Genomic DNA, 13894 nt, shown 5'->3' with positions numbered 1-13894 from the left:
AAGGTCAAAGGTTTTTTATGGAGAGGTGAAAGTAAAACGAAAAGTAAAAGTTTTAAAAAAACAGATGCACACGTAAAGCTGCAGCTACCTTTTGCCTTTCACCTTTATCCTTTTACCTAAAAATCTTAAAAAGGTAATCCAATGCCAAAGTTCAACTGCATAAAGTTGTAATCTTCTCCGTTGGCTGCTTTGTAAGCTTGTTTGAATGAACCTTTGCTAAACAGTTCGCCGGCATGGTTAACCAGCACCCATTGGTTAGCTCCGCTAAATTGCGGGTCTTTAAGTTTAAAGGCGGCATCAAGCCGAAAAACGAAGAAGCTTAGGTCGAACCTCAACCCGGTACCAATACCTACAGCCGTTGAGCTTAAAAAGTTGTTCAGTTTAAACTGTCCGTTGGGGTTATCAGGCTCATCATGCAAGCGCCATACATTACCGGCATCAACAAAAACCGCACCTTTAAGTTTTGCACCAAAAAAGTTATTTGCCAACAGGTACCGGTACTCGGCATTGGTTATAAACTTGATCTCGCCAAACTGGTCAAGGTATTTCAAACGTGCCCGGTTATTAACATCGGTACCGTAATACGCACCCCGGTTAAATTGCCCTGGTCCTAAGGTTCGCGGCAGCCAGGCCCTGATATCATTGGCTCCGCCTGCATAAAAATTCTTTTCAAAAATAAGCTGATTGCTATTACCGTAAGGGATACCTATACCCGGGTTTAGACGGAAAACAAATTGTTTCTCGCCACCAAAGTTTCGATAGATGCGCGTATCAAGCTCAACTTTGGTATACTGCGCAAAAGTATATCCAAAAAGCTTGTGTTGCCCAAGAGTATCTTTAGGAGCATTGGTGAGATTGCTTACCAGGTTAAGAAAATTCCCGCCAATATCTAAACTGCCCCGGAAATAGGTGAAATTTTCATAACCATTAAGCTTTATGGCATTAACCTGGTAAGTGTATTGGCTACCGGATGTAAAAACCGTACGCCCGATTAAATAAACATAGGAGTACCTGTTTTGTGCAAGCAGCGCCGCCCTTGCAGCCGGATCAATTATGCCCCTCGAAAACTCAATGTTAATGGGCGTAATAGTATGCGTTTTATACGGTGTATCAAAAAAGTCGTACGTAATGGAATTGATAAAACTTTCGCGCTTAACCAGATCTTTTTGGTAAAACAGCGAATAGTTTGATGAAAATGTGGTGTGTGGAACCGCAAATTTACCAAGAAACGGAAATTTGAACGGAAGCAATAGCCGCGGATAGACAAGCTGTGCTCCTACCCTAAACTCCTGGTTTTGAATACTGCTATGATCATTACCCACATTATTGCCATTATCAAAAAGGATGCTCCAGTTAACTTTTAGCTGCAATATAGCAGCCTGTTTAAATAAATTCCTGTCGGTAAAGGTGTTACCCACGTTATAACCAAAACGACCGCCGCTAAAAAGCACCTCACCTTCTACACGATCGCTCATCCGTTTAAGCGGCACAATATCTATCCGGGTATTAAGCCTGTTAGAGCTATCCTTCAGTTTTTCGTAAACGGGGTTGGGCACATTTCTGAAAACATTTAACTCGGATAAGCGAGTGGTGGTGCGTGTTTGCTTATCAATATCATAGATCTCGCCTTTTTTCTGAAAAACGTAATCGGTTACTACCCTTGGTTTGAACCTTTTTGAGTAGTCAACAAACCTGAATTGTGAATCAACTTGTATCGTATCAACTTTACCAGGCGTACGCCCCTGACTGTTTGATATCGTAATTAATGTATTGTTGATAGTATAAACCGGGTGTTGTGTTTTCCCCGCGGGGTTATCAATGATCATTTTTACATCAACCACACTGCTGTTAAAGGTGGAATCATAGGTAAAATTGATATATTGCCTGTAAAAATCGTAGTAACCGTTATGCTTCATGAGCAAATAGAGCTGGTCGCGGTCGTAAGCTAAACTATCGGTGTCAAACCTGCCGCCTGGCTGTATGTGCGAGATCCTGTTGCGGTTACCATTATACAATGCTTTAATATTATTATCGGCAATGCTATCGGTAAATTTGCGGATGCGGAACATAGGGCCCTCATTAGCAGTAAAAATCAGCTCAGCTTTTTGCTTTTTTATCACCACACTGTCGGTGACCTTCGCTTTCAGGTAACCACGGCTGCGGATGTATTTTTCCATCTGTACACGCGAGTACTCGATCAGGTTACTATCAACAACAACGGGGGCTTCGCCTATATTTTTTTTACCTTTATTGCTAAAAGTATAGTACAACTGCAGATTGAGCCAGTTATTGGGTTGTTGCTCCTTATCCACATAATTTATAGCGGTTTCCGCAAATTGCTCGTCAATACCTTTTATAGTAATTTTGCGCACCAGTGCCTGGTCTTTGCGGATGCCACGGGTAATGCTGCAGCCCGAACCGATAATAACCAGTAAAATACTTAATATTGTAAGGCGGTAAACAGCAGGCTTAGTATATGCTTTCAAAATCACAGATCAGTTTATTAAAATCCTTACAACATAAAAAATTCCGTAAAGAGCATGGTTTATTTTTGGTTGAGGGTTACAAATCAGTTGTTGAGTTTGTAAACGCTGCATACCAGGTTGATGCTATATACCATACATCCGAAATTGCTCCAAAAATGATGAATTTATCCCGAAAAATAAATTTTCAGGAAATTTCATTGACCGATCTGGAAAAGATCAGCAGTTTGAAAACCCCACAGGATGTAATTGGTTTGATAAAAATACCAAAATGGCCCAGATTAAATTATAACTTACTGAAAAACAAGTTCTCGCTGGTGCTTGATGGGGTGCAGGACCCCGGCAATATGGGCACTATTATCCGCACGGCCGACTGGTTTGGCATTACCGATATTATTTGCTCAGATGATACCGTTGATGTTTATAACCCCAAAGTGGTGCAGGCTACCATGGGCTCATTAGCACGGGTAAATGTGCATTACGGCGACTTAATGACTATCATCCCCGAAATAAAGCTCCCATTATTTGGCGCCATGCTCGATGGCGAAAATATCTACAACACCAATTTCGGCCGTGAAGGTTTACTGGCTATGGGCAACGAGGGTAATGGCTTACGCCCTGAAATACAGCAGTTAATAAATAAAACAGTAACCATACCCCGGATAGGCTATGCCGAATCATTGAACGTAGCTATAGCTACGGCCATATTATGTTCAGAAATAAAAAGAAATTCGTTCAAATAAATTTGTCCGCTAAAAATAATTGCTATCTTTGCAGTCCTTAAAAAAGGGTCGGATGGCCGAGTGGCTAGGCAGAGGTCTGCAAAACCTTTTACAGCGGTTCGAATCCGCTTCCGACCTCAGGGTTAAAAAAATTTAAAATAAAAGACAATGGGCGTTACTCGTTTAAAAAGAAAAGACAGGAGAAATAAAACTTTTTCACGCTTAGAAGTACAGTTCTTGAAACTGGCTACTAACCTTGAATACGGAAGCCGTTCTGCTGAGTCAAAACACAGCCAGATAGCTAAAAACAATGCAGCTTTAGATATCGCATTAGGCAAATAATTCTCCCTTTCTTCGGAAGAAAAGACTTTAAGTCCTGTCGGTTTCCGGCGGGACTTTTTTTGTGAATTGGCTTTTCAGGATTTGATAATGATCATCATATTTCCCTCCTCAACCCCTGCCCCCCACAGGTTCAAAAAAAACGAAAAAAGGATTAGATTTCCGTAAGGAAGAAACGGAAGATTTGATCTCAAAACGTATGTCAGGACAATCCTTCAATCCTAAAAATCATGGTTCAGGATTTTTTTATTGATCCTCCCGATCAAGCCCGGTCCTTCATAAATAAAACCGGTATACAATTGTACCAATGAAGCACCCGCGTTTAATTTCTCAATGGCATCTTCGGCAGAGTGGATCCCCCCTACTCCGATGATGGGGAACGACCCGTTAGATTTTTTATGCAGATATGCAATCACTTCTGTTGAGCGTTGGGTAAGCGGTTTACCGCTCAACCCGCCGGTTTCTTCTTTTAACGGCGATGAAAGGTTTTCCCGGCTGATAGTAGTATTAGTGGCTATTACTCCAGCTATACCTGTTTGCTGTACGATGTCAACAATATCATCCAGTTGGGAATCAGTTAAATCAGGCGCTATTTTTAGCAGAATAGGTCTGCTGATACCGTTTTTACTATTACGTTGCTGTAATGTATTCAAAATTTCCATCAAAGGTCCCTTTTCCTGCAGGGCACGCAAGCCCGGGGTATTGGGTGAACTTACGTTTACTACAAAATAATCAACTACATCAAACAGGCGGTCAAAGCATTTAATGTAGTCACTAACAGCATCCTCGTTAGGGGTAACCTTGTTTTTACCAATGTTGCCGCCAATGATCAGTTGTTTGTTGATATTTTTCGGATCGCGCCTGAAGGCGGCGATTCGTTCGGCAGCTATGTCTACACCAAAGTTATTGAAACCCATGCGGTTAATGAGCGCGCTATCTGCCGGTAGGCGGAACATGCGCGGCTTTTCGTTACCAGGTTGCGGCAGCGGTGTAACAGTGCCAATCTCAACAAAACCAAAGCCAAGGTTGGCCATTTCGCCCATCATTTCTGCGTTTTTATCAAAACCTGCAGCCAGGCCAACCGGGTTTCTGAACTTCAGACCAAAAACCTCGCGTTCAAGCTTCGGATCTTTTACATCCCACATCGCTTTACTTAACGATGCACCACCCGGAAAACGATTAAAGCGCTTCAGGTTGCGGGTAACAAAGTAATGCACATTTTCCGGATCGAACTTAAACAGGATGGGTTTTATCAACTGATACATGCCGCGAAGTTAGTACATTTTTGTGATGGTGAATAAATGCATGGGTATAACCGGTATCTGTTTCATCTCTGTGATATTACGCTGTGTTGCCTCCTTCCTGTCTGACAAGGGCGAAGTGCATCTAAATCAAATTCAGGTTTCGTCAATCCATTTTTAAACTAACACGTTTTGGCGAAGCCATTAAACAGTTTTGAAAAAATAAAATAAAAAACATAGTACTATGTATTGTATAGTACCATGTTTAATATTAACTTTGTTTTAATCGAAAGAAAAACAAGTTGAATATTATTAAAATGGACACTAAACCGCTACTCTATACCGGCATCATTATTCCCATTGTATTTTGGCTTTCAACCATTGTTTGCGGGTTTGTGCATGGTAATTACAATCATTTCAGCAATACAATCAGTGAGCTGGGCGCTATCGGCACAAAATCTGAAACGCTGATGGAAACATTTACGCTGCTCAATACAGTGCTCAGCGTGTTTTTTATGGCGGGCCTGTTTATTGCTTGCAGCCAGTTGGGGCTTAATATCCTACCGGTGTTTGGGGTGATAGGTTTCCCTATCATGTTTGGCTGGGCGGCTATATTTCATGCAGGTAACCCACTGCATTCGGCATCCGGGCCGGTGTTTTTACTGCTTTACGCAGGTGCGCTGCTTTCCGCTATTTTATGGCGGGGAGAGGAGTTTAGACAGATCAGGAAGCTTTCGCTATTAAGCCTGAGTATTATGCTGCTCATCTTTATCCGCTTCATTCCTTCGGCTACTATTCAAAACAATTATACCGGGCTTATTCAAAGATTGGCCCACCTGGGTTGGTCGGTTTGGTTTGTATCGCTCGGCTCCTGCTTTATAAAACTGCTCAACACCAAAGAGCAGCGTCAATTAAAATAATCAACATTAAAAAAAACAACAACATGAAAAAATTATTAGGTTATGTATTGGTTGTCATGGGTTTGATAGCCTTATTAGATGCCTGCCACATAGGCGGAAGGCATACAGTGATTTCTGAAAACGCTGATGGCAGAGAAAGACGGATTGAATACTGGGGGCACGTGTATTTTACCGCTGATAGCACGGGCATCAGCAGGATCTCGCCCAATGGGAAAGTGAGATACAAAAATAATGACTTTGAAATAAGTGCCGAAAGCGATTATAACGGACGTATTACCTATCAGTTCAATGATGGCGAAAAGAAAAAAGAACTTGATAATAATGAGAAGACCTCATTAGCAAGCGCCGTACGGGATATGATGAAGATAGGGCATTACGCTAAATAACTATTATATAGGGTAAGCATAGCTTACAGTTTACTCACCCAGTCAGTATCCCTCTCTGCTTTGCAAAGAGGGTAAGAAAAAATACCCTCCTCTCTTTATGCGTATTTAGAGAGGAGGCAATGAGCACAGCGATGCCAGGATAAGTAACGGCAATCATTTCATCCGTACGTATACCTCATTAAACCCATCGGCTATATAAATTTCATTCAGGTAAAGCGTATCGTGCCTGATGAGGTATGAAACCGGGCGCGTATCAAGCGTAGGCCCGGAGAGCAATAATATATCTGCATTTTCTGTTGGGCTATATTGATAGTTTGGAGTAGTGCGGAAATTACCGCTGATCTGCAGCACGTCGTTTTGGAACCTTTTGAAACTGCTATCAGCATAAAATTCATTTCGAATATTGTAGCCGCTGCTTTGTGGCGTAACGGTAAAGCCGCCAATACCGCCAACTGATTTTACCCAGCGCCATTTGCCAACTATACTGCTGCTGCCCGGCCCGGGAAGGTCGCCTTTATTGCAGGCGGTTATACTACCTAATAAAATTACGGATGCTGCTAACAGGATAATTCTCATAATTGTGGGTTTATAAGATACCTTACGGTACAGCACATGGCTTTGCTACAATAAGTTGTAAAATAATTTAAAGGGAAATGCCTGTTGTATATTCAGCAAAATTCTTTGTATCATTAAACCATGATTATTGTAATACAGTGTAAAGACAAAGTGGGCCTTGTAGCGGCCATATCTGCAACATTAGCTAAACACCTGCTCAATATAGTTTCCATGCGTGAGCATGTTGATCATAACGAAAATGTTTTTTTTACGCGCCTGGAAGTTGAACAAGGCGACGACACCGGCCTCGAAGATTCATTACGTAAAATACTGCCCGAAGGGGCTTATATTTCAGTAAACCCTGAGCCTGTGAAGAAGGTGGTTGTACTGGCTACCAAAGAGTATCATTGCCTGAGCGATATCCTGGTGCGTAACCACTTTAATACCCTGGGCGCAAGCGTGCAATGTGTTATCGGCAATCACGCCAAACTGCAAAACATATGCGAGCGATTTGACGTTCCTTTTTATCACATCAGCCATGAACAGGTAAGCAAGGCCGAATTTGAACAAAAGGTGATTGGTACCATTAAACAATATCCTCCTGATTACGTGGTACTGGCTAAATTTATGCGGATCCTGTCGCCCCAATTTGTGGCTGAATTTCCGATGAAGATCATTAATATCCATCACTCGTTTTTACCGGCGTTTATAGGTGCCAACCCCTATAAGCAGGCGTTTGAACGGGGTGTGAAACTAATAGGGGCAACGGCGCACTACGTATCAAATGAGTTGGACGAAGGGCCGATCATTGCTCAGCAAATTGTGCCGGTAAACCACTCATATAGCTGGACAGACATGGTAAAAGCCGGGCAGGAAGTGGAAACTGCCGTATTAGCCAAGGCCCTAAAGCTTGTTTTTGAAGACCGGGTATTTGTGTATAAGAACAAAACGGTAGTATTTGAGTAAACTCACCCGCCAATGTTCGGGATAGTACCGATACTGCCAATGCGAAGCTAAGCTTGTTCCCGGCCTCCTTGCATGTTTCTCTAAATTCTGAATAGAATTACTCCTGGCTTACAAAATTTTGAACCCTCGTAAGTTTTCGCCGGTTAAATACTCTTCAGCGTGTAACTTACTTTTAACTTTGTTCAAGTGCCGTTGGCATCTCATCTAAATATTACTATGAAAAAACTACTTTCTTTGTTATTTACGGCTATACTTTCTGTTTCAGCAAGTTATGGCCAGCATCAGCTTACTATTGCCACGTATAACTTACGTAATGATAATGCTACAAATGATGATTCGGTACGAGGTAATGGCTGGAAACAGCGCCTGCCGGTTATAACGCAGCTCATCCGCTTTCATGACTGGGATATTTTTGGCACCCAGGAAGGCTTGGTACACCAGCTTAATGGTTTAAAACAGGCCATGCCCCGGTACGCTTATACCGGTATAGGCCGTGATGATGGTAAAACTGCCGGAGAGTTCTCGGCCATTTTTTACAAAAAGGATAAATTTAAACTGTTGAAACATGGCGATTTCTGGATGGCGCCGATTACCAACAAGCCCAACAAAGGCTGGGATGCCGCACTTCCAAGGATCTGCTCATGGGGATATTTCCAGGAGATAAAAAGCGGTTACAAGTTTTACTACTTTAACCTACATATGGACCATATAGGTGTTGTTGCCCGCCGTGAGAGCGCAAAGCTGGTATTGAAAAAAGCGAAAGAGTTAGGCGGTAACGCGCCTGCTATTTTATCAGGCGATTTTAATGTTGATCAAACGTCTGACAGCTACGCGGTAATTAATAACTCGGGGACGTTGAAGGATAGCTATGAGCTATCGCCCATAAAATATGCTACCAATGGTACTTTTAATGATTTTGATGCTAATGGTAAAACCAGCGGCCGTATCGATCATATTTTTGTAACCAAAGATTTTACGGTAAAGAGATACGGGATCTTAACAGATACCTACAGGGCAAAGGCTAAAGGATCGGATAAATATGAGGCTAAGGAGCCCAGCGACCACTTCCCGGTAATGATAATGGTGGATCATAAATGACCCACCATACCAGAGATTTAGTTGATTGATTAAACTAAAGATTTTTATAAAGATCACTTCACTATAAGTGTAGCAATTGAGTGCGGCAGGGCAATAGTGCCTGCCGCTTTTCCTTTTATCCAAAGGCTGTAATCTATTTTTTCGTCGGTTTTGTTCATTACCACCACTGCAATTGAGCCATCGGGGTTTTGGTAAGCGGTTGTTAACAGCTTATCCCTGCTGGCTACCGCGCTAATGCGTTTTGCACCGGGGTGAATATATTTAGAGAAATGGCCTATGTAATAGTATGAACTGGTGTAGATGAGGCTTCCGTTGCGCAAGTCGGCATGTACCGGGGCAAAGCAAAAGTTGCCTACGTGATTTGGCCCGCCTTTTTCATCAAGCAATACGTTCCAGTCGGTCCAGGCTACGGTACCGGCATTAAAGTCATTGATCATTGAAAGCCCATAACGTTCACCAAGCGACCAGTCATTGATCTTGTTGAAATCAAATTTTTCGATACACCCTTCGGTAAATACCAGGTTTTTGCCTGGGAATGCTTCATGGGTACGACGGGTGGCTTCAAAATTTTGGCCTGCCCCGGTCCAGGTTTCATACCAATGGAAACCGATACCCCAGATGTATTTGGCCGCTGCCGGATCTTCCAGGATAGTACTGGCGCGCTGGTAAAGCAAATCTCGGTTATGGTCCCAAACTATCAGTTTTTTATTGGCCAGGCCTTGTTTTTGCAAGGTTGGGCCCAAAAAGTTCTTTACAAAATCACGCTCCTCTTCGGCAGTATACATGCATGATTCCCATGTTTGCTTAGCCATCGGTTCGTTTTGTACCGAAAGGCCCCATATAGGAACCCCTTCTTTTTCATAAGCTTTAATAAACTTAACGTAAAAATTGGCCCAGCTTTGATCAAATTCCTTTTTGAGCTTACCTCCATGCAGTACATCGTTATTATCTTTCATAAAAGCAGGAGGGCTCCAGGGTGACACAAACATGGTCAGTTTACCTCCCGCAGCCGCTGCGGCCGCTTTAATAAAAGGAATCCGGTAGGTTTTATCATGACTGATATCGAAGGTTTTTAAGTCCTTATCACCATCTTTTACATAACTGTAGCTATCGCTCGAAAAATCACAGCTTTGAATATTGGTGCGGCCAAAGGAGTAACCAATGCCTTTGGCTTTATTATAGCAAGCAGTTAAAAATTCTTTTTGTTTATCTTTTGGCAGTTTAGCATAGGTTTCGGCTGCCGCATCTGTAAGCGCACCACCAATTCCTATCATCGTTTGGAATGTTTTGGCCGGATCAATAAAAACTGCCACCTCTGTTTCTGCAGGTTGAGGCTTATCTGCAAACTTCAGGGTTTCGGTTTCTTTAAATTTATACCCGGCCTTTTGCTCAGAGACAATCACCTTGACCGATCTACCCATTACCGAATAAGGCGCTTTACCCTGGGCCCTGACAAAGCCAATCTTTAATAATCCGCCCGCGATCAAACAGGCAATTAAATACTTTTTTTGCATGAGTTTAATTAAATAGGCTTACCGGCTTGGTTACAAGCCTGGATTGTGGCTAACCGGAGTTGTCAAATTTATTAAACTTAATTAAAAAAAAGCAAAAATCCCGATATAAATTATCACATCAAAAGGTCGTTCCAGGAAAATTGATACGCCTTAATACCAAATTTTATTTTACTTTAATAAATTGATAATAAGAATATTATACCATAATAAACAAGCGAATTGCTTACAGATTTGATGCGCTAAAATGCATTTTAAAGTATGGTGTATTTTTTACACACGCTATTGCTTTTGAGCCTTAATTTCTTCCTCAATGCGCAGGCTTTCTTTATGGATAGCATTCATAAGTTCGGTAATGAATGTGGCGGAGAGCCCCTCCTGTTTTCCGGCTTCGACAGTTTTTTCCAGTACCTGTTTAAAACGGTCGGACTGAAGGGCAGGAATATTGTTTTTTGCTTTATAGATGCCGATCTCTTTTACTACTCTCTCGCGTTCGCCCAATAAGGCTATAAGTTTTTTATCGAGGGAATCAATTTTGATCCTGTTGTTTTGTAGTGGATTGCTGGCAGAAGTTTGGGTCATAGGTGTTGATTGGGCGTTAACTAAACTGTACCGGATCATACACACTAAAAATAATACAAAAGCGCGGTTAAATGATTTCATATCAGATGATTTTTTGAGGCAAATTTATAGAAATAACCTTGCTGTTAACGGATTGTTTCGGGATTGATGCAGAGTTACTCACTCCTGACATCACTACACTCGCTACCCTTTTTATTTGATGTTCCATCATTTCTTTTCTTTTCACTGAAGGGCGCAGGCAGATGAGTCATGACGTGTGATGTTAATACTCTTTTTCAAAGAATTTGCATGTACCTACATATATACAAATAAATTATTCCTAAATTTGAATAAAACCTTTTACCGGTAAACCTAATTTTCGATATGGATTTTTTAAAAACGATATACGAGCATATTACAGGATTTTTTGGCCTCGGCGGATTGTATACCATCATCAAATCGGGCGATTATGGCAAACTGCTTACTTATGATGGTATTACAGCCTTATTAGGCCCTATGCTACCTGTATTGCTGGTATTTGAGATCATCAGAGGGGCTTTTTATAAAAAATTCAAGGTAATCCATTACAAGATCTCTTTTTGGACCTACGTGCTAAATGCTTTTATAGGCAGCGTACTTTCCATTGCCATGGTGGGATTCTGCGTCGGTTTCTTTTCGAGGTTTGCCATTTTTAAAACAACGTTTACCTGGTACTGGTTTATTTACGGGTACATAGTATGGGAGTTTGCACATTTTTGGTATCACTATCTTGCGCATAAGGTGAGGATCCTGTGGTGCCTCCACTCAACCCATCACGCGCCCGAAAGCATGAACCTTTCGGTTACTTTCGCCCATTTTTTTCTTGAAGCGCCTTATGCAGATCTCATCCGCACCAGCATTTGCATTTTATTAGGTGTAAATCCGCCAATGCTGTTTGTGATCATGTTTGTGGATGGCTTTTGGGGATCAATGATCCACATTGGTGAAAACCTTATTGAAGATGGGCGTCTTGGCTTCCTGAACAAAATCGTACTTACGCCATCGCATCACAGGGTACACCATGCCCGTAATCCATTATATATGGATACCAATTTCTGTAACCTGTTACCGATATGGGATAAAGTTTTCGGCACCTTCCAAAATGAAGACCGCAAGATCCCTATTGAATATGGCATCAGTCGTCCCATGATTAAAAACAGCTTTTTGGATGCCTATTTTGGCGAGATCATAGCGCTGGCCAAAGATGTACGTAAAGCGCCGGGCATCAAAAACAAGTTTTTATACATTATAATGCCGCCGGGCTGGAGCCATACCGGCGATCATAAAATGACTACTGTAGTCAAAAAAGCTTATTTTGAATCGCTTGAGGAGAAGGAAAATAACCAGGAAAAAAAAGCTGTGAAGCAGGGCGAAAAAGAAGAAATGGTTTAAAAGTACTTTTAAAACCATGTCATTGCGAAGAAGTCTGGCAACCGAACGGAAGCACAACCCTCGTTCCTCCTACCTATGACAATTTTAAAAAGGGGTGTCATACTGAGTGTTTAAATCCGTGGCCTCTGAAGGTGAAATTACATAGATTGCTGAACCGTGCAGTGTGGCCGACCGAGTTATAGTGCTTATTGCCTGTTGCTGAGTATGGTTCCGAAGCAAGAGTCTGAAGGTATGGTACGATCCCTTGTGTGGGTGATTTGTCCGATGGGTAGCCTGTCTTTTCTTTAAACTCCTTCGGGCACGGTTTAAAAAGCGTTATAAGTATGGAAAAGATGCATTTTCATGCGGCAGGTATAGATATTGGAGCCCGCAAGGTATTTGTGGGTCTTGAAGGCCAGCCGGTTCGTTCGTTTGAGACTTTCACCAGTGATCTGGTATCACTTAAGAACTATTTATTGGAGCATAAGGTAAGTACAGTGGCAATGGAAGCCACAGGAGTATACTGGTATGTACTTTACGATATTCTTTTAGATGGGGGATTGGATGTGTGGCTTGTTGACGGAAGACAGACGCGCCAGTTACCAGGCAGGAAAACAGATGTAAAAGATTGTCAGTGGATACAGCAATTGCATAGTTATGGCTTGCTGAACCGCTGTTATGTATCCGAAGGTCATATCAAAGAATTGCGTAGTTACCAGCGCCTTCGTGAGGATCATCTTCGGAGTGCGGCCATGCATGTTCAGCACATGCAGAAGGCCTTAATAGAAATGAATATCCGTTTGCCGGAGGTATTAAGCCAGGTCCATGGAGTAAGCGGGATGGCGTTAATCGATGCGATACTGCAAGGCGAGCGAGATCCTGATAAGTTGTTTTCACTTTGCCATAAAAAGATCAGGGAGAATAAAGGGGAAGAGCTATTGAAAGCCCTGCAAGGTCATTATACAGCGCAAGGGCTTTTTGCATTAGGTCAGGCCTATAAGGCTTATGGTTTTTATCAAGGCCAGATAATGGAATGCGACAGCCAGATTGATAGTGTTTTACAACGGATCAACAGGGATAAGAACCTGCCGCCGGGAATAAGCGAAGGAAAACGCAAGGCGATCCGTCACAACAAACCTCATATCAACAACCTGGGAGATCATCTGTTAAAAATATTTGATGGTAAGGATGCAACTAAACTTCCGGGTATTACAGATTACAACTGGTTACAGTTATACACAGAGGTGGGTTCGGATCTTAGCCGATGGCCAAGTGAAAAACATTTCACAAGCTGGCTTGGTTTATCTCCCGGCCAGGATCGTTCAGGGAAAAAGAACAAAAGTAAAAGTAAGGGTAAACCGGCCGTCGGGCAAATATTCAAACAAATGGCCCATGGATTATTGAACAGCAAGTATATCGGCTGGGGTTCATTTGCAAGAAGATTAAGGGGCAGAAAAGGTCCGGCAATAGCTATTAAAGCAACGGCCAGAAAACTGGCCGCTCAATACTGGCGTTTAATTGTAAAAGGAGCCGACTTTGTGGAAAAAGGGCTGCAAGCCTATGAAAATATCATTAAGGAACAGAAACAAAGGCGATTAGAAAAACTCGCCTTTGAATTAAATAGGGAACTTGTACCTGCTTAAATTATTATGTCATGGGTAGCCCGTCGAAGCATGGCGGGCAGGCATCTGCGCACGAGTCT

At 42.2% G+C, this 13894-nt stretch carries 13 protein-coding genes and 1 tRNA gene; 9 read left to right on the top strand and 5 right to left on the bottom strand.

From position 1 onward, the window contains the following. Positions 1-125: 125 nt before the first annotated feature. Complete coding sequence (locus ACP26M_RS01915; RefSeq protein ID WP_426585654.1) at positions 126-2486, bottom strand: BamA/TamA family outer membrane protein; 2361 nt, start codon at positions 2484-2486, stop codon at positions 126-128. Here ACP26M_RS01915 and ACP26M_RS01910 point away from each other — a divergent pair. The 3 genes from ACP26M_RS01910 (at position 2477) to ACP26M_RS01900 (ending at position 3547) form a co-directional block, all read left to right on the top strand. Further along, positions 2477-3226, top strand: a complete 750-nt coding sequence (locus tag ACP26M_RS01910; protein WP_176628576.1) for a TrmH family RNA methyltransferase — start codon at positions 2477-2479, stop codon at positions 3224-3226. The two genes, ACP26M_RS01915 and ACP26M_RS01910, sit on opposite strands and share 10 nt — an antisense overlap. 46 nt (positions 3227-3272) lie before the next feature. Next, a tRNA-Cys gene (locus ACP26M_RS01905) sits at positions 3273-3343 on the top strand. 30 nt (positions 3344-3373) lie between these two features. Further along, a complete protein-coding gene (locus tag ACP26M_RS01900) occupies positions 3374-3547 on the top strand; it encodes a spore protein (RefSeq protein WP_090527770.1) in 174 nt (57 codons plus the stop codon). 218 nt (positions 3548-3765) lie between these two features. Here the strand turns inward: ACP26M_RS01900 and ACP26M_RS01895 are convergent, their stop codons facing one another. Further along, the gene (locus ACP26M_RS01895) at positions 3766-4809 is read right to left on the bottom strand and encodes a quinone-dependent dihydroorotate dehydrogenase (RefSeq protein ID WP_426585651.1); all 1044 of its coding nucleotides are present in this window, start codon (positions 4807-4809) and stop codon (positions 3766-3768) included. 293 nt (positions 4810-5102) lie between these two features. Here ACP26M_RS01895 and ACP26M_RS01890 point away from each other — a divergent pair, with 293 nt between their 5' ends. Next, positions 5103-5705: a DUF998 domain-containing protein gene (locus tag ACP26M_RS01890; protein ID WP_426585649.1), complete on the top strand. Its 603-nt coding sequence runs from the start codon at positions 5103-5105 to the stop codon at positions 5703-5705. 23 nt (positions 5706-5728) lie between these two features. Beyond that, positions 5729-6091 carry a hypothetical protein gene (locus tag ACP26M_RS01885; protein WP_426585647.1) on the top strand — a complete coding sequence of 121 codons (363 nt, stop codon included), beginning with the start codon at positions 5729-5731 and terminating at the stop codon, positions 6089-6091. A gap of 153 nt (positions 6092-6244) precedes the next feature. Here ACP26M_RS01885 and ACP26M_RS01880 read toward each other — a convergent pair whose 3' ends face one another. Continuing rightward, entirely contained in the window at positions 6245-6667 is a 423-nt protein-coding gene (locus ACP26M_RS01880) for a hypothetical protein (RefSeq protein ID WP_426585645.1), read from the bottom strand. Positions 6668-6787: 120 nt separating this feature from the next. On the opposite strand from ACP26M_RS01880, the gene purU reads away from it, so the two are divergent. Together purU and ACP26M_RS01870 are read left to right on the top strand one after the other, a co-directional pair. Next, positions 6788-7612, top strand: a complete 825-nt coding sequence (gene purU / locus ACP26M_RS01875) for a formyltetrahydrofolate deformylase (protein WP_426585643.1) — start codon at positions 6788-6790, stop codon at positions 7610-7612. 216 nt (positions 7613-7828) lie between these two features. Then, on the top strand, positions 7829-8710 hold the full coding sequence (locus ACP26M_RS01870; RefSeq protein ID WP_426585641.1) for an endonuclease/exonuclease/phosphatase family protein: 882 nt from the start codon (positions 7829-7831) through the stop codon (positions 8708-8710). A 53-nt stretch (positions 8711-8763) separates the two neighbouring features. Here the strand turns inward: ACP26M_RS01870 and ACP26M_RS01865 are convergent, their stop codons facing one another. Beyond that, positions 8764-10224: a glycoside hydrolase family 30 protein gene (locus tag ACP26M_RS01865; protein ID WP_426585639.1), complete on the bottom strand. Its 1461-nt coding sequence runs from the start codon at positions 10222-10224 to the stop codon at positions 8764-8766. 279 nt (positions 10225-10503) lie between these two features. After that, complete coding sequence (locus ACP26M_RS01860) at positions 10504-10884, bottom strand: chorismate mutase (RefSeq protein WP_176628568.1); 381 nt, start codon at positions 10882-10884, stop codon at positions 10504-10506. A gap of 282 nt (positions 10885-11166) precedes the next feature. On the opposite strand from ACP26M_RS01860, the gene ACP26M_RS01855 reads away from it, so the two are divergent. Together ACP26M_RS01855 and ACP26M_RS01850 are read left to right on the top strand one after the other, a co-directional pair. Then, positions 11167-12213, top strand: a complete 1047-nt coding sequence (locus ACP26M_RS01855) for a sterol desaturase family protein (protein ID WP_426585636.1) — start codon at positions 11167-11169, stop codon at positions 12211-12213. A gap of 323 nt (positions 12214-12536) precedes the next feature. Next, complete coding sequence (locus ACP26M_RS01850; protein ID WP_426585634.1) at positions 12537-13835, top strand: IS110 family transposase; 1299 nt, start codon at positions 12537-12539, stop codon at positions 13833-13835. The last annotated feature ends 59 nt before the right edge of the window (positions 13836-13894 follow it).

It is taken from the genome of Mucilaginibacter sp. R-33, from assembly GCF_049949235.1.
Lineage (GTDB): Bacteria > Bacteroidota > Bacteroidia > Sphingobacteriales > Sphingobacteriaceae > Mucilaginibacter.
The sequence above is the reverse complement of the archived record's forward strand: the minus strand, read 5'-3'. Positions and strand labels throughout refer to the sequence as shown.